Origin of the sequence: Salmonella sp. NW177 (assembly GCF_051811585.1) — a bacterium.
Classification (GTDB): domain Bacteria; phylum Pseudomonadota; class Gammaproteobacteria; order Enterobacterales; family Enterobacteriaceae; genus Salmonella; species Salmonella enterica.
In genome coordinates this window covers 167,277-192,379 of the sequence record NZ_JAMMZV010000006.1, presented here as the reverse complement: position 1 = coordinate 192,379, position 25,103 = coordinate 167,277, and the positions used below count along the sequence as shown (strand labels likewise).

The 25,103-nt window shown below is 50.6% G+C and carries 19 protein-coding genes; 5 read left to right on the top strand and 14 right to left on the bottom strand.

Translation table 11 applies throughout. The annotated features are described in order from the left end of the window. Positions 1-12 precede the first annotated feature (12 nt). The 8 genes from NA986_RS17515 to NA986_RS17480 form a co-directional block, all read right to left on the bottom strand. Positions 13-2,277 carry a ComEC family protein gene (locus NA986_RS17515; RefSeq protein ID WP_024147203.1) on the bottom strand — a complete coding sequence of 755 codons (2,265 nt, stop codon included), beginning with the start codon at positions 2,275-2,277 and terminating at the stop codon, positions 13-15. A 229-nt stretch (positions 2,278-2,506) separates the two neighbouring features. Beyond that, on the bottom strand, positions 2,507-2,791 hold the full coding sequence (ihfB, locus tag NA986_RS17510; protein ID WP_000167332.1) for an integration host factor subunit beta: 285 nt from the start codon (positions 2,789-2,791) through the stop codon (positions 2,507-2,509). Between the two features lie 155 nt (positions 2,792-2,946). Further along, a complete protein-coding gene (gene rpsA / locus NA986_RS17505) occupies positions 2,947-4,620 on the bottom strand; it encodes a 30S ribosomal protein S1 (protein ID WP_000140324.1) in 1,674 nt (557 codons plus the stop codon). A 113-nt stretch (positions 4,621-4,733) separates the two neighbouring features. Continuing rightward, positions 4,734-5,417: a (d)CMP kinase gene (gene cmk, locus NA986_RS17500; protein ID WP_000125007.1), complete on the bottom strand. Its 684-nt coding sequence runs from the start codon at positions 5,415-5,417 to the stop codon at positions 4,734-4,736. A gap of 172 nt (positions 5,418-5,589) precedes the next feature. Continuing rightward, positions 5,590-6,351 (bottom strand): M48 family metallopeptidase, encoded by a 762-nt coding sequence (locus NA986_RS17495; RefSeq protein ID WP_198889105.1) that lies wholly within the window; start codon positions 6,349-6,351, stop codon positions 5,590-5,592. Positions 6,352-6,493: 142 nt separating this feature from the next. Further along, positions 6,494-7,777: a 3-phosphoshikimate 1-carboxyvinyltransferase gene (gene aroA, locus NA986_RS17490; RefSeq protein WP_023216581.1), complete on the bottom strand. Its 1,284-nt coding sequence runs from the start codon at positions 7,775-7,777 to the stop codon at positions 6,494-6,496. 70 nt (positions 7,778-7,847) lie between these two features. Next, the gene (serC, locus tag NA986_RS17485; protein ID WP_000079590.1) at positions 7,848-8,936 is read right to left on the bottom strand and encodes a 3-phosphoserine/phosphohydroxythreonine transaminase; all 1,089 of its coding nucleotides are present in this window, start codon (positions 8,934-8,936) and stop codon (positions 7,848-7,850) included. A gap of 185 nt (positions 8,937-9,121) precedes the next feature. After that, positions 9,122-9,814: a DUF421 domain-containing protein gene (locus NA986_RS17480; protein ID WP_000642868.1), complete on the bottom strand. Its 693-nt coding sequence runs from the start codon at positions 9,812-9,814 to the stop codon at positions 9,122-9,124. A gap of 136 nt (positions 9,815-9,950) precedes the next feature. On the opposite strand from NA986_RS17480, the gene ycaO reads away from it, so the two are divergent. From ycaO to pflB, 3 genes are all read left to right on the top strand, one after another. Next, complete coding sequence (ycaO, locus tag NA986_RS17475) at positions 9,951-11,711, top strand: 30S ribosomal protein S12 methylthiotransferase accessory factor YcaO (protein WP_023216582.1); 1,761 nt, start codon at positions 9,951-9,953, stop codon at positions 11,709-11,711. A gap of 404 nt (positions 11,712-12,115) precedes the next feature. Then, entirely contained in the window at positions 12,116-12,973 is an 858-nt protein-coding gene (gene focA, locus NA986_RS17470) for a formate transporter FocA (RefSeq protein WP_000642539.1), read from the top strand. A 59-nt stretch (positions 12,974-13,032) separates the two neighbouring features. After that, positions 13,033-15,315 carry a formate C-acetyltransferase gene (gene pflB, locus NA986_RS17465; protein ID WP_001292799.1) on the top strand — a complete coding sequence of 761 codons (2,283 nt, stop codon included), beginning with the start codon at positions 13,033-13,035 and terminating at the stop codon, positions 15,313-15,315. Positions 15,316-15,386: 71 nt separating this feature from the next. Here the strand turns inward: pflB and sopD2 are convergent, their stop codons facing one another. After that, positions 15,387-16,346: a type III secretion system effector SopD2 gene (gene sopD2 / locus NA986_RS17460; RefSeq protein ID WP_031624605.1), complete on the bottom strand. Its 960-nt coding sequence runs from the start codon at positions 16,344-16,346 to the stop codon at positions 15,387-15,389. A gap of 187 nt (positions 16,347-16,533) precedes the next feature. Between sopD2 and NA986_RS17455 the strand changes: the two genes are divergently transcribed. Both NA986_RS17455 and pflA read left to right on the top strand, forming a co-directional pair. Continuing rightward, complete coding sequence (locus NA986_RS17455) at positions 16,534-16,803, top strand: cytoplasmic protein (RefSeq protein ID WP_077957232.1); 270 nt, start codon at positions 16,534-16,536, stop codon at positions 16,801-16,803. 118 nt (positions 16,804-16,921) lie between these two features. Further along, positions 16,922-17,719, top strand: coding sequence for a pyruvate formate lyase 1-activating protein (pflA, locus tag NA986_RS17450; RefSeq protein WP_000067928.1), 798 nt, complete (start codon positions 16,922-16,924; stop codon positions 17,717-17,719). Positions 17,720-18,009: 290 nt separating this feature from the next. On the opposite strand, the gene NA986_RS17445 is transcribed toward pflA, so the two are convergent. From NA986_RS17445 to dmsA, 5 genes are all read right to left on the bottom strand, one after another. Then, positions 18,010-19,431 (bottom strand): APC family permease, encoded by a 1,422-nt coding sequence (locus tag NA986_RS17445; RefSeq protein ID WP_001134264.1) that lies wholly within the window; start codon positions 19,429-19,431, stop codon positions 18,010-18,012. Positions 19,432-19,648: 217 nt separating this feature from the next. Continuing rightward, positions 19,649-20,797 (bottom strand): MFS transporter, encoded by a 1,149-nt coding sequence (locus NA986_RS17440; protein WP_001727823.1) that lies wholly within the window; start codon positions 20,795-20,797, stop codon positions 19,649-19,651. A 349-nt stretch (positions 20,798-21,146) separates the two neighbouring features. Further along, positions 21,147-22,010: a dimethyl sulfoxide reductase anchor subunit family protein gene (locus NA986_RS17435; protein ID WP_000534681.1), complete on the bottom strand. Its 864-nt coding sequence runs from the start codon at positions 22,008-22,010 to the stop codon at positions 21,147-21,149. Position 22,011: 1 nt separating this feature from the next. Beyond that, complete coding sequence (gene dmsB, locus NA986_RS17430) at positions 22,012-22,629, bottom strand: dimethylsulfoxide reductase iron-sulfur subunit DmsB (protein WP_000213069.1); 618 nt, start codon at positions 22,627-22,629, stop codon at positions 22,012-22,014. Positions 22,630-22,639: 10 nt separating this feature from the next. Next, entirely contained in the window at positions 22,640-25,084 is a 2,445-nt protein-coding gene (gene dmsA / locus NA986_RS17425; protein ID WP_070793872.1) for a dimethylsulfoxide reductase subunit A, read from the bottom strand. Positions 25,085-25,103: the final 19 nt, after the last annotated feature.

Below are 25,103 nucleotides of genomic sequence, written 5' to 3'. Positions count from 1 at the left end.
TAGCCGCATATTCTACCCGTTATCCTCGGACACGCCAAACCACTGATGATACCAGCGAGGTAAAATTTGATCCCGTAAGCCTTGTATGCGCCAGCCCTGCGGAGAAAACAGCAGCGAAATTTGCCCCTGGTGGGGTGTATCAAACCACTGATACGCCTGCTGTCGGTAGCGCTGTTTTACCTTGCGGGACGGCAGCCGCCATGCGTTATAGCGCGATGCGGACGCCAGCGCCGCTTCACCATGTACGCGCTGAATAAATGGTAACGACGACGACGTATTACTACCATGATGCGGCACCTGGATAAACGTCGCCGTAAGATGTCGCCAGTAACGACTTAGCATTTTTTGTTCAGCGCCCGCTTCGATATCGCCCGTGAGCAGGATGCTATGTACGCCATCATCTACTTTGACCACACAGGAGCGGTTATTTCCTCGATCGGCACTTTCGCGTAACGGCCAGTGCGCCTGAAACGTTAGCCCCTGCCATTGCCACTGCTCGCCGCGAAAACAGGGCAAATGTCCCTGCCAGCCTAACGGGCTGCGAATCCACATTGACGGCCAGACCTGCTGTAGCGAACGCAGCCCGCCCCGATGATCCAGATGCTCATGACTCAAAATAACGCCCTCCGGCGTCAGATTATGCCAGCGCAACCAGGGAATAATAACCTGTTGCCCGCTGTCGCCCTCCGGCCATGCCCGACCGGTATCGTAGAGTATTACTTTATCGCCCCTGACGATCGCTATCGCCAGCCCCTGACCAACATCCAGCATATGCACCTGCCATCCACTGGCGTTTATCGGCCGCCAGAGTGGCCAGCTCATCAACAATAACCCGCATAAACAGACCGCCGGCCAGGTACGCCAGACGTTTAATCGCCACGCGATAAGCATTAGCCAGGGCAAAAACGTCAGCCACTGCCAACGGTTATCAATATTCACCCAGCCCTGCGGTAAAGTATTCAACAGGTAAAATAGCGCGGCTAACGCGCGATCGGTCAGGTACCATACCCACTCTTCAAGAAAAAACGGCCCGGTTAAATGCAGAATCATTCCCGCCAGGATGAGCGGAACCGTCACAAATGTGACCCAGGGTACGGCAAAAAGATTCGCCAGCATTGCGGTAACGCTTATGCCATGAAAAAGCGCCACCTGGAGAGGCAAAAGCAGAAGTGTAATGCCTGCCTGTAGGTGAAGCAGGTTAAGCAACCAGCGTAAGCCTCGTGGAAAATTTCCGTTTGGCGCAGGAAACCACTGATACCAGAATAACAGGCCGGCAACCGCAAATGCTGACAGCCAAAGACTTTGTGATATAACCGCCACAGGATCGGCGAAAATAATCGCGGCCAGACAGCAGCACCAGACTTGCCAGCCGCTCCACTGTCGTCCGCTTAATTTTAATCCTCCCCAGACGCTCAGTGCCGCCACCGTGCGCAGCGCAGGCGGTTGTAAGCCGGTAAGCCAGGCATAACATATCGCGCAAAGAATGCCGCCCAGCAATGGCGTCTGCCAACGAATCCATCTGACCGGCAAAAAGAATTGTCCGCCACGGATTAATCCGGCAGCCAATAACGCAGCAAAAGCGATATGCAGGCCGGAAATCGCCATCAAATGGGCAGTCCCCGTATCGCGCATAACGGCCTTCACCTCCTGCGACACCGCTCCCCGCTCCCCCATTCCCAACGCCAGAATAACCTGCTGCCACGGATAAGGCGCAAGCGTAGCGCGAAGCGAAGCAAGATAGCGCCCACGCAAGCTACACTCAGGGTTAATCGCTTTAGCCTGTAGAAAACGCCCGGTCAACGGTTGGTGCTGCGCCAGCGCGTAACGTTGGCTATCAAAACCGCCTTCGTTAAGCTGTCCGTGTACCGCTCTGACCTTCAGCGTCATCGCCCACTGTTGCCCGGCACACACTTCCGTGGGTAAGTACTGGCCATGCAGGACAATCCCTACAGCAGGAAAGAGCGGCTTTCCACGCAAATGGGTGATTCGCCCATAATGAGTGGTCATATGATCGGTGGCAGTAATGACGACTGTCGCCTCCTGCGTCGCGGCGGGCAGGACGTTTCCCGCCCAAATGGCCTGCCTGGCGGCAAATATCCCCCACATGAAAAAGAGCAAGGTTAATGCCGCGTAGCGCGCATAGTGATAGGGTATGAGGCAAAGCAAACATGCCAGACAAAACAGCACCGCGAGAATCCACGTATCAGGTAATACTGGCAATATCATGAGCGGAAGTATGCCGCATACTACGCATACGCTGACTGTCGTTATCTTCATAGACACCTCCCTGTGCGGGAAAGTGTGCAGGTTCAGGACGCCATTGTCTGGAGGGGATTTTGTGCTATACGGCGCGGATTCCAGGTTTTTTAACTGATAAATGTAAGACGCAGCAAAAAATGCGAAACGTTTTCCAGTTTTCGGTCGAATAGCGTTTGCGCCTGACGGCGTATAAATGAAAAAAGCACCCTGACGGTGCTTTTTTCGGGTTCAAGTTTTGCGTTAAAACTTAACCGTAAATATTGGCGCGATCGCGCAGTTCTTTACCCGGTTTAAAGTGAGGAACGTATTTTCCTTCCAGTTCCACTTTATCGCCGGTCTTGGGGTTACGTCCGGTACGAGGCGCGCGGTAATGCAAAGAAAAACTGCCGAAACCGCGGATTTCAATACGCTCGCCCTGCGCAAGAGTCGAGGCCATATGCTCCAGCATCTCTTTTACCGCGTCTTCAACCGCCTTAGCGGGAATGTGAGATTGCTGGGTTGCAAGTCTTTCAATCAATTCTGACTTGGTCATAATTCCTCCGGTTCCTTAAAGGCAAATTGGCTGCAGCCGTGAGATTGATTAAGGGCGGCCGTAGCCGCCCTTAGTGCTTGATTACAGGCCGAAACCTGCAATCTGTCAAGTAATCTCGTTATACTTCGGACTAAAAGACCCGAAGTTTCAGAGGATTACTCGCCTTTAGCTGCTTTGAATGCTTCAGCCATTGCGTTGTTAGAGAAGTTTGCATCTTCCTGTTTGTTAACAGTTGCGATGGCATCTTTCTCGTCAGCTTCGTCTTTCGCACGAACAGACAGGCTGATTGCGCGGTTTTTACGATCAACGCCTGTGAATTTAGCTTCAACGTCGTCGCCAACGCTCAGAACCAGAGTCGCATCTTCAACGCGGTCACGGGATGCTTCAGAAGCACGCAGGTAACCTTCAACGCCGTCAGCCAGTTCTACGGTTGCGCCTTTCGCGTCAACTGCAGTGACTTTACCGGTTACGATAGCGCCTTTCTTGTTCAGAGCAACCCAGTTGTTGAACGGATCTTCGGCGAGCTGTTTAACGCCCAGGGAGATACGTTCACGTTCTGCGTCAACCTGCAGAACAACTGCAGCGATTTCGTCGCCTTTTTTGTATTCACGAACTGCTTCTTCGCCTGCAACGTTCCAGGAGATGTCAGACAGGTGAACCAGGCCGTCGATGCCGCCGTCCAGGCCGATGAAGATACCGAAGTCAGTGATAGACTTGATTTTACCTTCAACGCGGTCGCCCTTGTTGTGGGTTTCTGCGAACTGCTGCCACGGGTTAGATTTGCACTGCTTCAACCCTAAGGAGATACGACGACGTTCTTCGTCGATATCCAGAACCATCACTTCCACTACGTCGCCAACGTTAACCACTTTGGACGGGTGGATGTTTTTGTTGGTCCAGTCCATTTCGGAAACGTGAACCAGGCCTTCAACGCCTTCTTCGATTTCAACGAAGCAGCCGTAGTCGGTCAGGTTGGTCACGCGACCGGTCAGTTTGGTACCTTCCGGATAACGTTTAGCGATAGCAACCCACGGATCTTCGCCCAGCTGTTTCAGGCCCAGAGATACACGGGTACGCTCGCGGTCGAATTTCAGCACTTTCACGTTGATTTCGTCGCCAACGTTCACGATTTCGCTCGGATGCTTAACGCGTTTCCAGGCCATATCAGTGATGTGCAGCAGGCCGTCAACGCCGCCCAGATCAACGAATGCACCGTAGTCAGTGAGGTTCTTAACGATACCTTTAACTTCCATGCCTTCCTGCAGGTTTTCCAGCAGCTGATCGCGTTCTGCGCTGTTTTCGGATTCGATAACGGCACGACGAGAAACCACAACGTTGTTACGTTTCTGGTCCAGCTTGATTACTTTGAATTCAAGCTCTTTGCCTTCCAGGTGCAGAGTGTCACGCACCGGACGAACGTCTACCAGAGAACCCGGCAGGAACGCGCGAATACCGTTCAGCTCAACAGTGAAGCCACCCTTAACTTTGCCGTTGATAACACCGGTAACAGTTTCAGCATCTTCGTAAGCTTTTTCCAGCGTGATCCATGCTTCGTGACGTTTAGCTTTCTCACGAGAGAGCAGAGTTTCACCGAAGCCGTCTTCTACTGCATCCAGAGCAACGTCAACTTCGTCACCAACCTGGATTTCCAGTTCGCCCTGGGCGTTTTTGAACTGCTCAGCCGGAATGGCAGACTCAGATTTCAGACCGGCGTCAACCAGTACTACGTCTTTGTCGATAGCAACAACAACACCACGAACGATGGAACCCGGGCGGGTTTCGATTTCTTTTAAGGATTCTTCAAAGAGTTGAGCAAAAGATTCAGTCATGTTTAATCTTCAGGTTTCATATTTAACGTCCACCTGGCTCCGTGCCGGATGGGGTTGTTTAACATACCCGCTGTCAATCCTTTGCAACGGGGGTACTACAAATTCGGTCGCATTTAAGCGAGAGCCAATTTTTGGCGCGCATATTGTAACGCTTTTTCAATCACTTGCTCAATGCTTAATCGGGTAGAATCCAAAACTAATGCATCAGCAGCAGGAACTAACGGCGCTACAGCGCGATTACGATCGCGATCGTCGCGTTCCTTGATCTCGGCCAAAAGGCGTTCAAAGTTAACACTAAAGCCATTCTCCTGCAACTGTAGCATACGTCGATGCGCACGTTCCTCCGAGGAGGCGTCAAGGAAAATTTTTACCGGCGCATCCGGGAAGACCACGGTCCCCATATCGCGTCCATCGGCGATTAAACCAGGCGCTTCGCGGAATGCGCGTTGGCGGCGAAGAAGCGCTTCACGCACGCGTGGGAATGCCGCCACCTGGGATGCCGCGTTCGCGACTTCCTGCGTACGAATTTCGCCGCTAACGTCCTCGCCTTCCAGGATAACTTCCAGGTTGCCGTCCGTTGAGACGAAACGCACGTCCAGATGGGACGCCAGCGGCACCAGCGCATCTTCAGAGGCGAGATCGACATGGTGATGCAATGCCGCCAGCGCCAGTACGCGGTATATCGCGCCGGAATCCAGCAGATGCCATTGCAATGCTTCCGCCATTGCTTTGCACAAGGTGCCTTTACCTGCACCGCTTGGGCCATCAATGGTTATTACCGGGGCAATTGCCGTCATCTTTATCTCCTTAAACAGGCGTACCGTTAACGTAAACGCCGCGCATTATACGCGCCAACGCTCGCGACCGTTAACGTTGCGTGCAAAAACCAGTTTTGTCTGTAATCAGATGCGGAATAATTGCGCAATTATAGCGGGCCGGCGAGAAACCAGCCCGAAAGATGACAATGATTTACTTTTTATCTTCGGCAATTCTGTCGCGCATATGCTGCGCGCGATCGGCTGAGGCCGGGTGGGAGTCCATCAATGATTTTGCATGACCTGCGTCCATTGTGGCGAATTTATCGAATGCCGTGACTAAGCCCTGGGTGTTAATCCCGCGTTTTTTCAGCAGATCGTAAGAGAAGTCATCCGCATCCGACTCCTGACTGCGAGAAAACGCCGAATTGATGACGCCTTCCGCCAGATCGCCCAATTGAGACTGGGAAAGCTGCGCTGCGACGCCGCTGGTGGCGGAAATCGCATCGCGAGCCGCCAGCGTAGCATAGGCGGTCTGCATTGCCTTGCGGGAGTGCCCTAAAGAGACATGGCCCAGTTCATGGCCCAGTACGCCTTCAATTTCATTATCGGTCATCAGATCCATCAGGCCGGAGTATACGCGAACGCAACCGTTCGCCATCGCCCATGCGTTGATATCGCTGGTCATATAGACTTTATAGCTAACCGGCGTACCGTCAATGTTGTTACCCAGCGCTTTAGCGATTTTGCTCAGACGTTTGGTGTATTTGCTTTTCGAACCTGCCAGTTGATTCTCGCTGTGCATTTGTTTACAGGCATTATTAGATAATGCCTTAACATCCGCATCGGACAGTGTGGCGGCTTTGTAGGCTGACATGCCGGAGCTGGCGATTAAATTGCCATTCACGCCATTTTTACATCCTGCCAGTAGCGTAGCGGAAATCGCCACCGCCAGTAATAATGATTTATTTTTCATACTAATCTTCCGTTGATAACTATTATAAAAAACACATAAATCAATGTGTTAAATCATCAACAAATTAGCATTAGTCATAATTATAAAAATAGTGCGAATACGGACTCGGCGCGCCAGCCCGTCGACTGGCGCAACAGAAGACTTAGGCAGGCGTACTCATTCGCGCCAGTTGTTCGAAATAATCAGGGAACGTTTTTGCGGTACATTTAGGGTCCAGGATCGTGACTGGCGTATCGGACAGTGCGACCAGTGAGAAACACATCGCCATACGGTGGTCGTTGTACGTGCCAATATCCGCGTGTTGGAGCTTCGCCGGCGGCGTGATACGAATATAGTCGTGCCCTTCTTCGACTTCAGCGCCCACTTTACGTAGCTCGGTCGCCATCGCGAACAGGCGATCGGTTTCTTTCACTCGCCAGTTATAAATATTGCGCAACGTCGTGGTTCCTTTCGCAAACAGCGCCGTAGTGGCAATTGTCATCGCCGCATCCGGAATATGGTTCATATCCATATCTATGGCGTGCAATTCGCCGCGCGTGCAGGCAATAAAATCATCGCCCCAGGTAATGGTCGCGCCCATTTTCTCCAGCACATCGGCAAAACGAATATCGCCCTGCATACTTTTGCGGCCAATTCCGGTCACTTTTACCGTGCCGCCTTTTATCGCCCCGGCGGCGAGAAAATAGGACGCTGACGAGGCATCGCCCTCGACCAGATAGCGACCCGGAGAGTGATACTGTTGACCGCCCTTCACGACAAATTGTTGGTAGTGATGGTTCGTTATCTCCACGCCAAAGGTTTTCATTAAATTTAGCGTGATATCGATGTAAGGTTTTGATACCAGTTCGCCTTTAACGCGAATAATTGTGTCTTCAGGCGCCAGCGGCGCCGTCATCAGCAGAGCGGTCAGGAACTGGCTGGAAACGCTACCATCAACCTCAATGTCGCCGCCGGTAAAACCGCCGCGCAGACGCAGGGGCGGATAGTTTTCCTGCTCCAGGTAATCAATATTCGCCCCGCCCTGACGCAGCGAATCGACCAGATGGCCTATCGGACGCTCTTTCATACGCGGTTCGCCGGTTAACACTATCTCATTTTGCCCCAGACATAGCGCTGCCGCTAACGGACGCATCGCGGTTCCGGCATTACCGAGAAACAGTTCCAGAGCGCCTGGCGCACGTAATGCGCCGCCATTACCCGTGATATCACAGCAGGTGCGATCGGCAGAAAGGGTGTAATTGATCCCCAACGCGCTCAGAGCATTGAGCATATGGCGGACGTCATCGCTATCCAGCAGATTCGTCAGAACGGTTTTACCACAAGCTAAAGCCGCCAGGAGCAAAGCACGGTTTGAAACACTTTTGGAGCCAGGTAAATTAATGGCGCCATCGACCCGTGCGATGGGTTGTAACGTCAGGGATTCCATGAAACTCAACTCTCAAAAAACAGAAATAAAAACCCCACAGACTGGCCGTGGGGATGAAAAAAGAAACGTATTAGCCGTGGCGACGCTCAAAATCGATCATGAAATCGGTCAGCGCTTTCACCCCTTCAATCGGCATGGCGTTATAGATAGAGGCGCGCATACCGCCAACAACACGGTGCCCTTTTAAGGCGTGCAGACCGGCGGCGAAAGACTCTTCCAGAAAGACCTTGTCCAGCGCATTGTCCGCTAACTGGAACGGAACGTTCATCCGCGAACGGTTGGCCTGTGCGACATCGTTACGGTAGAAATCGCTGTTATCAATCACACCGTACAGCAACTCCGCTTTTTGCTGATTGATTTTGTGCATCGCCGCCACGCCGCCCTGCGCTTTCAACCATTTGAACACCAGGCCGGAAAGATACCAGGCGAAAGTCGGCGGCGTATTAAACATCGAGTCGTTATCATTCAGGACGGTGTAGTCGAGGATGGACGGGCAGCTCTCATGCGCCTTGCCTAACAGATCCTCCCGGACGATAACCAGCGTCAGTCCTGCCGGACCGATATTCTTCTGCGCGCCAGCATAAATTACGCCATAGCGAGAGACGTCCAGCGGCGCAGACAGGATGGTAGAAGAAAAGTCCGCCGTGACGACCACTTCCGGGCCAAAATCCGGCGTTTCATCGATGGCGATGCCGTCAATGGTCTCATTCGGGCAATAGTGTAAATAAGCGGCGTTATCGGAAAGCTGCCACTCGCGCATCGGTTTTACGGCACGTTTGCCGTCAACGGTGATTTTGGCGTCGATAATCTGCGGCGCACAGTATTTTTTGGCTTCTTTGATGGCGCTCGCCGCCCAGTAACCGGCATCGACATAATCCGCCGTGGTTTTATCGCCCAGCAGATTGAGCGGCACGCCAGCAAACTGCCCGCGACCGCCGCCGTGACAAAATAAAACTTTATAGTTGGAGGGGATATTAAGGAGATCGCGAAAATCCTGCTCCGCCTCTTCAGCGACCTGGATAAACTCTTTGCCTCGATGGCTAATTTCCATTACCGACGTACCAAGACCGTGCCAGTCACGCAGTTCCTGTTGCGCCAGTTTAAGTACTTCCGCCGGTAGCATCGCCGGACCTGAACTAAAATTAAAGACCTGAGCCATTTCCCCTCACCACGCTGCATTGTTTCCTGCCTGACAGACATCAGGCAAACGTTATTCATGTGAATATCGGTTTTATCATTCAGTGACACGCGCCGCAATGGGTAAAACAATGCGAGGAGAAAATGCGGCATGCGTCACACAACAGAATCTTCCGGATTAACCGTATAAATCCGATATTTTCGCTGTTAAACAACGCGTTTAGCCCGGCTTGCCTTCGTCCATTCTGGATTTGCGCAGCGCGGACATAATTGCTTTTCCCCGACGTTCATGCGTATCACTTCACTGCAACGTACGCAGGCATAGTCGCCAGCCTCCGGCGCCACGATAAAGCGTGGCGTACAGTGCTCAGGAAGAATGCTTAACCCCGGCTTAACGTCTTTATTTTCAAAGAAATAGACGCTGATTTGTCCGTTTGTCTCCAGAATGGCCAGTCTGACCTGCCCCAGTTGCTCAACGCCATTCAAGCGAAGCTCCATAAAAAACTCAAACTCCGTCATGTTCGAGCGCTGCAGTTTTTCCCACGCCAGTTCGCCGTCTTCAACAATGACCACCGACTTGCCTTCCAGCAGATCTTCCAACTTTTCACTATGCGCCATCAGCCACATGACCAGGCGATAGAGCAGCGCCAGGGTGATGAATACCACCAGAACAGGGAGCATCGGAACGTCATCATAAAACGCGACGTCGCCTGCCGCCGACCCCAATGTCAAAATGATCAGCACTTCAAAAAGCGACATTTGCCGTACGCCGCGTCGTCCTGTCACCTTTAAGAAAAGAAACACCAGAACAAAGGTGTAAAAGCTACGTAGCGCCACTTCCCCCAAAAACGCTACCGGCACGTTATCCAGCGCCATTCGTTGCAAATCAAATGCTTTCATTTTTTATGCTCTTCCTGTGAATTCCAGTGTAAAAGCATAGCCAATACTTTTATTTCCGCCGACGTCCCGGCGAGATAGCGCCCGTCACATAAAACCCGTATCATTGCGCGCTTTCCGTACGACAAAAGTGATTTTCATGACGCAAACATTTATTCCCGGCAAAGACGCCGCGCTGGAAGACTCCATCGCCCGCTTCCAGCAAAAGTTACTCGACCTCGGCTTTCACATCGAAGAGGCCTCCTGGCTGAACCCGGTGCCAAACGTCTGGTCAGTGCATATTCGCGATAAAGAATGCGCGTTATGCTTTACCAACGGAAAAGGCGCGACCAAAAAAGCGGCGCTGGCCTCGGCGCTGGGCGAATACTTCGAGCGTCTGTCAACCAACTACTTTTTTGCTGATTTCTGGCTTGGCGAAACAGTTGCCAACGGGCCATTCGTGCATTATCCGAATGAAAAGTGGTTCCCGCTGACTGAAAATGACGACGTACCGGCAGGCTTGCTTGATGCCCGTCTGCGCGCGTTTTACGATCCGGAAAATGAACTCACCGGAAGCCAGTTAATTGATCTTCAGTCCGGCAATGAAGAACGCGGCGTCTGCGGCCTGCCATTTACCCGTCAGTCCGATAACCAGACCGTGTATATTCCGATGAATATCATCGGCAACCTGTACGTCTCTAACGGAATGTCCGCCGGCAATACGCGTAATGAAGCCCGCGTTCAGGGACTGTCGGAAGTCTTCGAGCGTTATGTGAAAAATCGCATTATTGCGGAAAGTATCAGTCTGCCGGAGATTCCCGCAGAGGTGATGGCGCGTTATCCGGCGGTAATGGAGTCAATCGCCACGCTGGAAGCCGAGGGTTTCCCGATTTTCGCCTATGACGGCTCGCTGGGCGGTAAGTATCCGGTTATCTGCGTCGTGCTGTTCAACCCGGCTAACGGTACCTGCTTTGCTTCTTTTGGCGCCCATCCTGACTTTGGCGTTGCGCTGGAACGTACAGTGACCGAGCTACTCCAGGGACGCGGACTGAAAGATCTTGATGTCTTCACGCCACCAACGTTCGATGATGAAGAAGTCGCGGAGCACACTAATCTGGAGACCCACTTCATCGACTCCAGCGGCCTGATTTCCTGGGATCTGTTCAAACAGGACGCCGATTACCCGTTCACGGACTGGAGTTTTTCCGGCACTACCGAAGAAGAATTCGCCACGCTGATGGCCATCTTTGCTGCTGAAGATAAAGAAGTTTACATTGCCGATTACGAGCATCTCGGCGTATACGCCTGTCGTATTATCGTACCGGGAATGTCTGATATTTATCCTGCCGAAGATCTGTGGCTGGCCAACAACAATATGGGTAGCCATCTTCGTGAGATTCTGCTTTCGCTGCCCGGTAGCGCCTGGAATAAAGAAGACTATCTCAATCTGATTGAACAATTGGATGAAGAAGGTTTTGACGATTTCACCCGCGTGCGTGAACTGTTGGGTCTGGCGACCGGAGCGGACAATGGTTGGTATACACTGCGCGTCGGCGAATTAAAAGCAATGCTAGCGTTAGCGGGCGGCGATTTGGAGCAGGCGCTAATCTGGACAGAATGGACGATGGAGTTCAATTCGTCGGTCTTTAGTCCGGCACGCGCAAACTATTACCGTTGCCTGCAAACGCTGCTGCTCCTGTCGCAAGAAGATGCGCGTCAGCCACTGCAATATCTCAATGCTTTTATAAAAATGTATGGCGCAGAGGCTGTAGAAGCCGCCAGCGCCGCGCTTAGCGGTGAAGCGGCTTTTTATGGACTACCGGCTGTCGACCACGATCTACAAGCGTTCCCGGCGCATCAGTCCTTGTTAAAAGCGTATGATAAATTACAGCGCGCGAAAGCGGCATACTGGTCAAAATAAGGCCATATGAGTGACTTAGGGTAGGTTTACCCTCTCGGCTGCGTTATATTACGGGGCGCCTTTGCGGCCCCGTTTTATTTATTTTCGCTAAACGGCGAAAAATGTAATAACAAGGTTAAATATTGGTTGTTGACATTAAATTAATTGACATAGTGATGTTACTTTATTTGTTGATTACTCCATATTAATTAACCGTGCAGCAGGAGGAGCCAGGAAAAAATTCAACTCTATTTATAATTTTTAAAATTTATTTTTATTAGGATAATCAAAAAGTTACACCGTAATTGCATAAAAGCCATGCGACTTACGGGCCTATAAGCCAGGCGAGATATGATCTATATCAAATTCTCATCTATAATGCTTTGTTAGTATCTCGTCGCCGACTTAATAAAGAGAGAGTTAGTGTGAAAGCTGACAACCCTTTTGACCTTTTACTCCCTGCAGCAATGGCCAAAGTGGCTGAAGAAGCAGGCGTCTATAAAGCAACGAAACATCCGCTTAAGACTTTCTATCTGGCGATTACCGCCGGCGTATTCATTTCAATTGCCTTTGTTTTTTATATTACTGCGACAACCGGTACTGGCGCGATGCCTTATGGCATGGCGAAACTTATCGGGGGTATCTGTTTCTCTTTGGGACTGATTCTCTGTGTTATTTGCGGCGCTGATCTTTTCACCTCTACTGTTCTGATCGTTGTAGCTAAAGCTAGCGGTCGCATCACCTGGGGGCAACTGGCTAAAAACTGGTTAAACGTCTATTTTGGTAACCTGATTGGCGCTCTGCTTTTCGTGTTACTGATGTGGCTTTCCGGCGAGTATATGACTGCCAACGGTCAATGGGGACTTAACGTCCTGCAAACCGCCGACCACAAAATGCACCACACTTTTATTGAAGCTGTCTGCCTCGGTATTCTGGCGAACCTGATGGTTTGTCTGGCCGTGTGGATGAGCTACTCAGGTCGTAGCCTGATGGACAAAGCGTTCATCATGGTACTGCCCGTCGCCATGTTTGTCGCCAGCGGTTTTGAGCACAGTATCGCAAACATGTTTATGATTCCTATGGGTATTGTAATACGCGATTTTGCTACACCGGAGTTTTGGACCGCGGTTGGTTCGTCTCCGGAAAGTTTTTCTCACCTGACCGTGATGAGCTTCATCACTGATAACCTGATTCCGGTCACGATCGGTAATATTATCGGCGGCGGTTTGTTGGTCGGGTTGACATACTGGGTCATTTACCTGCGTGGTAACGAGCATCATTAATCTGTTGATGCCCATTACACGCAGTAAATAAAAAATCCACTTAAGAAGGTAGGTGTTACATGTCCGAGCTTAATGAAAAGTTAGCCACAGCCTGGGAAGGTTTTACCAAAGGTGACTGGCAGAATGAAGTAAACGTCCGTGACTTCATTCAGAAAAACTACACTCCGTATGAGGGTGACGAGTCCTTCCTGGCTGGCGCTACTGACGCGACCACCAAGCTGTGGGACAGCGTAATGGAAGGCGTTAAACAGGAAAACCGCACTCACGCGCCTGTTGACTTTGACACCTCCGTTGCTTCCACCATCACTTCTCACGACGCTGGCTACATCAACAAAGCGCTTGAGAAAATTGTTGGTCTGCAGACTGAAGCTCCGCTGAAGCGTGCGATTATCCCGTTCGGCGGTATCAAAATGGTTGAAGGTTCCTGCAAAGCGTACAATCGCGAGCTGGACCCAATGATCAAAAAAATCTTCACCGAATACCGTAAGACCCACAACCAGGGCGTGTTCGACGTTTATACTCCGGACATCCTGCGTTGCCGTAAATCCGGCGTTCTGACCGGTCTGCCGGATGCGTATGGCCGTGGCCGTATCATCGGTGACTACCGTCGCGTAGCGCTGTACGGTATCGACTACCTGATGAAAGACAAATTCGCACAGTTTACGTCTCTGCAATCCGATCTGGAAAACGGCGTAAATCTGGAAGCGACTATCCGTCTGCGTGAAGAAATCGCTGAACAGCACCGCGCTCTGGGTCAGATCAAAGAAATGGCGGCTAAATACGGCTGCGATATCTCTGGTCCGGCGACTAACGCTCAGGAAGCAATCCAGTGGACTTACTTCGGTTACCTGGCTGCGGTTAAATCTCAGAACGGCGCAGCAATGTCCTTCGGTCGTGTATCCACCTTCCTGGATGCGTACATCGAACGTGACCTGAAAGCAGGCAAAATCACCGAGCAAGACGCACAGGAAATGATTGACCACCTGGTCATGAAACTGCGTATGGTTCGCTTCCTGCGTACTCCTGAATATGATGAACTGTTCTCCGGCGACCCGATTTGGGCAACCGAATCTATCGGCGGTATGGGCGTTGATGGCCGTACTCTGGTCACCAAAAACAGCTTCCGTTTCCTGAACACCCTGTACACCATGGGGCCGTCTCCGGAGCCGAACATCACCGTTCTGTGGTCTGAAAAACTGCCGCTGAACTTCAAGAAATTCGCCGCTAAAGTCTCCATCGACACCTCTTCTCTGCAGTACGAGAACGATGACCTGATGCGTCCGGACTTCAACAACGATGACTACGCTATCGCATGCTGCGTAAGCCCGATGATCGTTGGTAAACAAATGCAGTTCTTCGGCGCGCGTGCAAACCTGGCGAAAACCATGCTGTACGCTATCAACGGCGGCGTTGATGAAAAACTGAAAATGCAGGTTGGTCCGAAATCCGAACCGATCAAAGGCGATGTTCTGAACTTCGACGAAGTGATGGATCGCATGGATCACTTCATGGACTGGCTGGCTAAACAGTATGTCACCGCGCTGAACGTTATCCACTACATGCACGACAAGTACAGCTACGAAGCCTCTCTGATGGCGTTGCACGACCGTGACGTTATCCGCACCATGGCGTGTGGTATCGCAGGTCTGTCCGTTGCGGCTGACTCCCTGTCTGCCATCAAATATGCGAAAGTTAAACCGATTCGTGACGAAGATGGTCTGGCTATCGACTTCGAAATCGAAGGCGAATACCCGCAGTTTGGTAACAACGACGCTCGTGTAGATGACATGGCGGTTGACCTGGTAGAACGTTTCATGAAAAAAATTCAGAAACTGACCACCTACCGTGGCGCTATCCCGACGCAGTCTGTTCTGACCATCACTTCTAACGTTGTGTATGGTAAGAAAACTGGTAACACCCCGGATGGTCGTCGTGCTGGCGCGCCGTTCGGACCAGGTGCTAACCCGATGCACGGTCGTGACCAGAAAGGCGCTGTCGCTTCTCTGACCTCCGTTGCTAAACTGCCGTTTGCTTACGCGAAAGATGGTATTTCTTATACCTTCTCTATCGTTCCGAACGCACTGGGTAAAGACGACGAAGTTCGTAAGACTAACCTGGCAGGTCTGATGGATGGTTACTTCCACCACGAAGCGTCCATCGAAGGCGGTCAGCACCTGAACGTCAACGTCATGAACCGTGAAATGTTGCTGGACGCGATGGAACATCCGGAAAAATATCCGCAGCTGACCATCCGTGTATCTGGTTACGCAGTACGTTTTAACTCCCTGACGAAAGAACAGCAGCAGGACGTTATTACTCGTACCTTCACGCAGACCATGTAATGGGTTTGACTGAAATTACGCCATAAAAAGCGTACAAAAAAGGCTCCATATCAGTGGGGCCTTTTTAATTTTTATAAAAGCATATTTCGACAACCAGAATTTTTACTTATAAATAAAGTGTTATTATGTGATCTATATATTCTTCTCAGAATAGCATCAATTTCTCTTTTATTATTTTGATACTCCTCATAATCCTTATTTAATGCATCAGAAAACAGCATGGTGTTAGCTTCTGTAAAATCACATGACAATGACGGTATATATCCATGTAGCAGATAGATAAGTGTTGGATGAACCATATCAAACAGGACTTCTCCCTCTAATTCCCAGTAACCTATTTTACAAAATTGGGTAGAAATCTCAAAAGACCCCATTTGAAGACAACGTAGTTTATCCATCTCATCCTCAGTAAGCGTACCATTCCATTCAACACATGCCATTTTTCGATTTTCTCCAGATCGCATAAGCTTATAAACTTCATCCCTAATTTCATCATCCTCATTAACTTTCTGCCTAAGGTCAAAAGCAAAGTTTTCTAATAATTCTGGATAGCAAGCAATTTTTTCTCCATACTTAATACATGCTTTAAAAAACAACTCTTCCTCATCTTCTTCCATCACTTTAAAAATACAGTTTTCTGAAACGTTGAGGAGACGATGCAAATTACATTTATCAATAACCCTGTCATCAATCTCAAATAAAACTTGTGTCTGACTCACATCAAAACGCATAACAAAGCGGTCTTGTTGAGATGGATTAGCATATTGTTTTAATTGTGCAAAGGCATATATCTTCTCCATGCCGATTGTATCAACATTAAGTTCAGCTTGATTTTCACGTTCACATCCATGGATGAGTGTGTATAATACCTCCAGCACCTCTCTTTTTTTGTGTGTTCTGAAGTAGTCCTTAAATCTATCCCATAACCCCATGTATAGCGCTTCTTCTTTATCAGGACTCATCAAACGGGCTAGCCGTGAAGCATTAACTTCATAGTTATGACGATTACCAAAACTTAACGTAACTGGCATAATAACTCCCTTGATTATTTACCGCGAAAGCAAAATTTAATCCGTTGCTCTCATTTTTTGATTAAAACCACACTCTATTTAAGAGATTGAATCAGCCTGGGTTTAGAAATGACATCAGATTTACACCTGATAACACGTTGAATGCGACGCCAGGCGCTGTACAGCGCATAACGTTCTTTGGACACATCTGAATTATGTTGAGAATTATTTTCGTTCTGACCACAACAAAACGGCGCCAACCATTCGAAAAAAGAGGCGGATCATAAACAGCAAAACCAGGACGCTATGGATGATACACTTACAGTATGTATTGCGGTTGAGGCGTTACGGGCTGATGAATGAGCCAGAATTTCTGGCGGTGCGAGTTATGCAGCATAGATTTGCCGTATATTTTATACTGAATAGAGGTAAAATAGCTCCATTGCAGCACATTCTGGAACAGCCACACATTCTGTAGTCCAAAATTTACGCTCGCAGTACCGCTTTTTTACAGGATGCAACCCCCTTACCAGGGTGCTCAACATGCCCGGAATGTGTCCATAAACCCCATGTTATTTAGAGCTAGCCGAAGCGATATGAGTAACTTAACCGATTGTATTACAAATGAAAGTGTTGCAGTAACTGCTGATAAAAAGCCGGTTATTGGTCGCATTCACTCCTTTGAGTCCTGTGGCACCGTTGATGGCCCAGGCATCCGCTTTATTACCTTTTTCCAGGGCTGCCTGATGCGCTGCCTGTATTGCCATAACCGCGACACATGGGATACGCATGGCGGTAAAGAAATCACCGTTGAAGACTTAATGAAAGAGGTGGTGACCTATCGGCATTTTATGAATGCTTCTGGCGGCGGCGTGACGGCATCCGGCGGCGAGGCCATTTTGCAGGCAGAATTTGTACGCGACTGGTTTCGCGCCTGTAAAAAAGAAGGTATCCACACCTGTCTCGACACCAACGGCTTTGTGCGCCGTTATGACCCGGTGATTGATGAACTGCTGGACGTTACCGATCTGGTGATGCTCGATCTCAAGCAGATGAATGATGAGATCCACCAGAATCTGGTCGGTGTCTCTAATCACCGGACGCTGGAATTCGCGCAGTATTTATCAAAGAAAAATGTGAAGGTCTGGATCCGTTACGTTGTCGTTCCCGGCTGGTCTGACGACGATGATTCCGCGCATCGCCTGGGCGAGTTTACCCGCGATATGGGTAATGTCGAAAAAATCGAACTGCTGCCCTATCATGAGCTGGGCAAACATAAATGGGTGGCAATGGGCGAAGAATATAAACTGGATGGCGTGAAGCCGCCTAAAAAAGAGACTATGGAGCGTGTAAAGGGTATTCTTGAGCAGTATGGTCATAAAGTAATGTATTAATCGCCTGCTATCTTACCCGCTTTTAAACGGCTGCCCATGACGGTAGCCGTTTTGCTGTCTGGATAACGCTCTTACCGCTAAAATACCCGACCCCGCCGTCAGACAGGCCTGGTTAACAATATTGCGCTTACCAGGTATTAAATACAGAGTCGCTTATCTGCTGCTGGGTTGAAGGTCTGACAACTATTGCTGCCCCGGCGCCTGTTAATACCGTTGTCTCGCCTGGAACCCAGGCACCTGTAACCTTAAAAGGCGCTCGCCTGGCAGGAGCGCCGTGGAAAAGAGCGTCGTTATGTGTTTCTACGCGCCAGCAGTGGGAAAATTAATCCCAACCCGACCAGGACAAAAGGCGTCACGATGTTCAACGTCAGCTGGAATGTCCACTCCGGTGTGAACGCCTCCATTTTGGGGAAAATACCGGTAAGGCAGGCAAACGCGGTGAAGGCAAAACACCATATTCCCACAGTTAACGCCAACGCCCGGTTGCGAATAAACACATATTCGGGTTTGTACTTTTGCGCCAGTCGAATGACAGCAATAAAGGCGACAAATACCCACAGATAGCGCAGCGGCATAACAACTGAGTTGAGATTAAGCAGCCATTTGTACAGGTTGTTCATATCGCCGATGCCAAGCGTTGGCAACATAATCAAGATAGCGACCAACACTAATGTCAGCAAATAACCGTTAACAGGCGTACCTGAAGCGTTAGTACGACATAAGCGCTGCGGGATATATTTACTGTCTGCATCACCCAGTAAGACTTTCAGTGGCGCATCAATAGAAAACACCAGCGCGGCGATTTGCCCCAGAGTATTGGCAATGGCATAAATCACCATTAATGAATTACCCATATGGTAATACTCACCCAATTTCTGGAATGCATAATATTGCCCATTGGTCATTAAATCGTCAGGTATATGCCGGGAATCAAACATCATTCCCATCGCCAACGAACCGAGGATAGCGCAGACCGCAACCATGACGGCTAAAAAGAGCATCCCCTTAGGAAATTCTTTTCCTGGATTCCGCGTCTGGTTAACGTAAGGCGAGATCTTCTCTGCCCCACCAACCGCAAAGACCAACATAGAGATGGTGGTGATATAGGTAAAATCGATATGAGGAATAAATGACTGCCAGGTGATGTTAGTGGTCGCAATTTCAACGTTTGTAATTGCTGGCGCGGTCACTGCCATCACAACATATAAAATTGACATGATAAACATGGCAATTCCGGCCACAGATCCAACAACCTTTAGCGATTTCATCCCCCGGGAAGCAACCCACATAAAGAAAACAAACAATGCCAGCGTCAGCCCCTGCAAGGCAACGACGGTATATTCTTTTATCAACGAGCCGTCGCCTTTTAAAGCCCATCCCAATGCAATGAGTATTGCCTGCGGCTTTTGCGCCAGGTAGGGAATATGCACGACCCAATAAGTCCATGCCGCAAGGTAAGCCAACCCCGGCCCCATCGTATGCTTAATCCAGGTACTGACGCCCCCTTTTCCCTCTTTGAAGGTTGAGCCCAGTTGCCCCACGATTAAGGCATAAGGAATAAAATAGAGCGCAAAAATAAACACCCAGGAGAAGACAACCACTAACCCCTGGTTAGCATAGTTATTGACAACATTGCCGAATCCCCAAACGGTAATAAACGACATCAGGGCGATGTTGTACCATCGCAACTGTTTTTCCTGCACATTCGGCATAACGCGATCCTTCGTGAACACAATGCTATTACTATAAATGAAGCGGGGGATTATGCGCGGTAAAGACGAAGAGAGAAAATAGAGGAGCGCAAAATTATAACCTTCGGCACATTTTATTTTTCAGTAAAGCAAGAAAATTATGCAGGTCAATTATTTCACGTAAAACATAAACAAAGAGTATGCAAGACTCACGTCCTGCATACGATTCAGAGAACAGTCAGATGTGGGCGACAGGATTAGGCGTCTGGCCGGCGTTACGTAACAGCATCAGCAGATAAATAAACGATACGCTGGCGATCATAATAAACAGCAGATTATCTGAATAATTCTGCATTAACATCGCAGCAAAAGACGGCCCCAACAGGCTCCCTACCGTATAACTTAACAACAGCGCCTGGTTCATTGCCACAAGCTGGTGGTGTTCGACTTTTTCACAGGCCCAGGCCATTGCAACGGGATAAAGCGTAAAACCCGCCGCCCCCAGAATAAACAGAGCTGGCGCCATCGCCGCCTGGGTTAACATGGCAATACTGCCGAGTATGACAACGAATACCTGTACGCGTAACACCAGCAAGCGACCAAATTTGTCCGCCAGACGTCCCATTGGCCATTGCCCCAAAATACCGGCGCTCACCAGCACCGCCATCCAGAAACCGATGCTGGCGTTAGCCATCCCCTGATGCTTCAGATATAACGGCATCAGACCATATAATGAACCAAGAACAATGCCGGAAATAATACAACCATTCACGCCAAGACGCGCCTGGCGTAGCTTCAGCATGGCGCTAATAGAAGTAGAATGACGTGCCTGCGTTTGCTGATTTACAATTCGGGTAAAGAGTAGCGGCAGAATTCCCGCCAGAATCATTCCGGTCACCCAAGGAAGGACATGCAGCAATTCACCAGATACTTTACTGACCAATAATTGTCCAAGGAAGGTCCCCATGTAATAGACCATCATATAGGCAGCCAGCAGGCGCCCGCGATTATGCGAGGTTCCGCTGCACATCAACGCGCTTTCGACAACCACCCAAATCATGGCGCAGCCGATACCGGCAATAAAACGCCAGCTCATCCAGCTCCAGAACCCCACCATCACCCCCAACCCGACACAACCCGCGGCGAAGATCAGCGAGGCAAGATAATAGCTACGGTTAAACCCAATGCGTTTAATTAAATACCCGGTAAATAACGTCCCGACCAGATTGCCGGTAAAATAAGACGAGCTGACCATCCCCACCTGCCAGGTCGGAAGGTTTGCCTGAGCAAGCCACAGCGGCACAAGCGTATTCAGTACCGCAATGGCCAGGGTCAACAAAAGTAGCCCGCACAGCAAAAGCATGACGGGACGGGTATAGGTGGACATGAATAAAAACCGTGAGGAAGTTCAAATTTCATGCGCATCATGCCATCGCCAAAAACATTGTCAATCGGCTCCGCATGGGCGATCCGCAAGTTTTGAGACTATCGATTTGATTTACTTATTCTGCGCGTGAATATATTGAAAGGCTAAAAATTCATCCCCTTGTTTTTATTGATCTAACCCGCAAAATCGGCGTTTTGTTCAGTCGAAAAATTTCATGGTTCCTTTAGCTTCGTTTTCTTCTCTATGGATTTATATGCGTCTTCTACGCCCCGGTTATATTCCTTAGATTGATGGCGGCTAAAGACGTATTCGGCCTGCACGTTCTGCAGGCCGAATGCGCGTCAACGCGTTAGCTGGCTACCGCCATGCCCACGGTCATATGCAGCCCATAGAATACGCCGCGGCCAATCAATTCCCCCGCCAGCATCAGAATGAAGGCGACAGAGAGCAACGGTACCGCAGGTTGATACCCTTTTAACTGTGGCACAATCCAGCAGCACAACGCCGCCGCAAGCAGCACCATACGCCAGGCCATCAGCGAACCATAATCCGGCACCAGAGCAGACGCCTGCTGAATGGAACTGTGAATCGTCGCCAGTTCCGCGCCCTGCATGGCCACCATAATGGCAATAACCACCAGCGCCAGCACCGACACCGCAGGCAACAAACGCATCGCCCAACCGTTCACGCCTGCGATGCGCAGCAGCAGATAACCCAGTAGCGGGCCACCCATAAAGAGCGTCAGGAAGAAGCCCAGCGGCGTCCAGACGCTATACCAGGTCGGTACTGTATCGATGCTGTTATAGACGCGTACCATCATCCAAACGAAGACGACGCCCAGTACCATCGTGATAATCAGCCAGAGTGTGCGCAGTGCCGGCGGCAGCTTTTTCAGTACCGCCAGCAGCCAGCCAATCCCGCCGACCGCAAAAAACACCGAGCCGCTGGCAATTTCATTGCTCAGTGCGGAAGCACCCACGCGGTTAAGCGAGTTAAACGCGCGCATCGGCGAGCCCAGATGCAGCATCGAGGCGATAAAGCCAATCCCCATCAGCACCCACAGACCAAACATACAGGCGATCACCCGCTGCTGCGTTTCCGCGCGCAGGTCGCCCTTCATCAGCGCCAGAGCCAGAACAATAAAACCACCGGCCACGCACTGACCAAAGACCGTGAAGATCATCAACGGCCATTCATGCCATCCACTTCCCATCTTATACCTCCTTCGGATTGGCCAGATAACCGGTAGTATCCCCGGTCGGGCGGCTGTTGGCGTTGGGTTTAATCACAATATTCGGCTTCGTGAAATGCGCGCGCGGCAACGGCGCGACGGCAGCCAGCTCACCGTGTTTTTTACGCAGTTCGTCTATCGGGCCAAAATCCAGCGCCCGCAGCGGGCAGGATTCCACGCAAATCGGTTTCTTGCCTTCCGCCACCCGGTCATAACAGCCGTCGCACTTGGTCATATGACCTTTGGCCGCGTTGTACTGCGGCGCGCCGTACGGGCAGGCCATGTGGCAGTAGCGGCAGCCGATACAGACCTCTTCGTTCACCACCACAAAACCGTCATCGCGCTTGTGCATCGCGCCGCTCGGACAGACTTTGGTACAGGCCGGGTCTTCGCAGTGGTTACAGGAGATGGAGAGATAGTAGGCAAAGACGTTCTGGTGCCAGACGCCGTTATCTTCCTGCCAGTCGCCGCCCGCATACTCATAAATGCGGCGGAAGCTGACATCCGGGGTCAAATCTTTGTAGTCCTTACAGGCCAGTTCGCAGGTTTTGCAACCGGTGCAACGGCTGGAATCAATAAAAAATCCATACTGGGTTGTCATCGGTTACTCCTTACGCCTTTTCAACCTGAACGAGGTTCGTATGTGACGGGTTCCCCTTCGCCAGCGGAGAAGGACGTTGGGTCGTCAGTACGTTAATACATCCGCCCTGATCCACGCGTTTTGCATCCGGGTCATACCATGCGCCTTCTCCCAGGGCGACCACACCCGGCATCATGCGCGGCGTCACTTTAGCCTCGATATGTACTTCGCCGCGATCGTTGAAGATGCGGACTTTATCGCCATTGTTGATACCGCGTTTCTGCGCATCCATTGGGTTAATCCACATTTCCTGGCGACAGGCGGCTTTCAGTACGTCTACGTTGCCATAAGTGGAATGCACACGCGCTTTATAGTGGAAACCCGTCAACTGCAGCGGGAATTTATCCGTTAGCGGATCGTTATAGTTTTCAAAACCTGGCGTGTAGATCGGTAATGGATCGATCACGTCGCCTTCCGGCAGCTCCCAGGTGGCGGCGATATCCGCCAACGCCTGTGAATAGATTTCAATCTTGCCCGATGGCGTTGTAAGTGGATTCGCTTGCGGATCTTCGCGGAAGTCTTTATAGGCGACATGGTGGCCTTCGGGGTCACGCTGTTTGAAGATGCCTTGCTTACGGAACTCCTCAAAGGTAGGCAGATTCGGAATGGATTTACGCGACTGTTCGTACAGATGACGCATCCACTCTTCTTGCGTCCGGCCTTCGGTAAACTGTTGTTCCACGCCAAGACGTTTCGCCAGTTCGCTGGTCATCTCATAAATCGTCTTACACTCGAAACGAGGTTTAATCGCCTGGTCAGTGAAGATAACGTAAGACATGTTCCCGCAGGAGGCATCCAGCGCAAAGTCCATCTGCTCAGAAGCAGTGCAATCAGGCAACAGAATATCGGCGTATTTTGCCGACGAAGTCATATGACAGTCGATAACGACGATCATTTCGCATTTCTTGTCATCCTGCAGGATTTCGTGGGTGCGATTAATCTCAGAGTGCTGGTTAATCAAACAGTTGCCAGCATAGTTCCAGATCATTTTGATCGGCACGTCCAGCTTATCTTTCCCCCGCACGCCATCACGCAACGCCGTCATTTCCGGGCCGCGTTCAATGGCATCGGTCCACATAAACATGGAGATGCTGGTTTCAACCGGATTTTCCAACGTGGGCATACGTTCAAATGGCAGGGCATAAGACCCTTCGCGCGCGCCGCTGTTACCGCCGTTAATCCCAACATTACCCGTCAGGATCGCCAGCATCGAGATGGCGCGCGTGGCGATTTCTCCATTAGCATGACGCTGTGGCCCCCACCCCTGGCAAATATAGGCGGGTTTAGCGCTGCCGATTTCTCGCGCCAGCTTAATAATGCGATCCGCCGGAATACCGGTAATTTGCGCCGCCCACTCCGGCGTCTTTGCAATACCGTCTTTACCCTGGCCCAGAATATAGGCTTTGTAGTGACCGTTTTTCGGCGCGCTGGCAGGCAAGGTTTTTTCGTCATAACCGACGCAATATTTATCCAGGAACGGCTGATCGACCATGTTCTCGGTGATTAAGACATATGCCAGACCATTGACCAGCGCCGCATCGGTACCTGGACGAATCGGAATCCACTCATCTTCGCGACCAGCGCCAGTGTCGGTGTAACGAGGATCGATAATGATCATCCGCGCGTTTGATTTCTGCCGCGCCTGTTCAAGATAATAGGTTACACCGCCCCCGCTCATGCGGGTTTCGCCAGGGTTATTGCCAAACAATACCACCAGCTTACTGTTTTCAATGTCGGACGGACTATTGCCATCCGCCCAGCCGCCATAGGTGTAGTTCAGACCCGCTGCGATTTGCGCGGAAGAGTAATCACCGTAGTGGTTCAGATAACCGCCGCAGCAGTTCATCAGACGAGCGACCAGCGTTTTTCCTGGCGGCCATGAACGTGTCAAAGTGCCGCCCAGCGTTCCCGTGCCATAGTTCAGATAAATGGACTCGTTGCCATACTCTTTGATAAGACGCTGCATATTGGTGGCAATGATATCGTAGGCTTCGTCCCAGCTAATACGCTCAAATTTACCTTCGCCGCGCGCGCCGACGCGCTTCATCGGATACTTGAGACGATCCGGGTTATAGACGCGACGACGCATAGAACGACCGCGCAAGCAGGCGCGAACCTGGTGCAGGCCATCGTAATCATCGTATCCGGTATTATCCGTTTCTACATATTTGATTTCGCCATCCACAACATGCATACGTAGCGGACAACGGCTGCCACAGTTTACCGTACAAGCGCTCCAGACGACTTTCTCGCCGGTTTTCGCCGGGCTTATCGCCTCTGCGGCGTTAGCGATGCGGGTAAATGGCAGGGTAAATGCGCTACTGGCCATCGCCAGGCCGCCTATCGCGGTGGTTTTGACTAAACCACGACGGCTCACCTCGGCTGCCAGCACGGCATCAGGGATCTTAGTTTTCATAAGGGCTCACTCTGCTGCT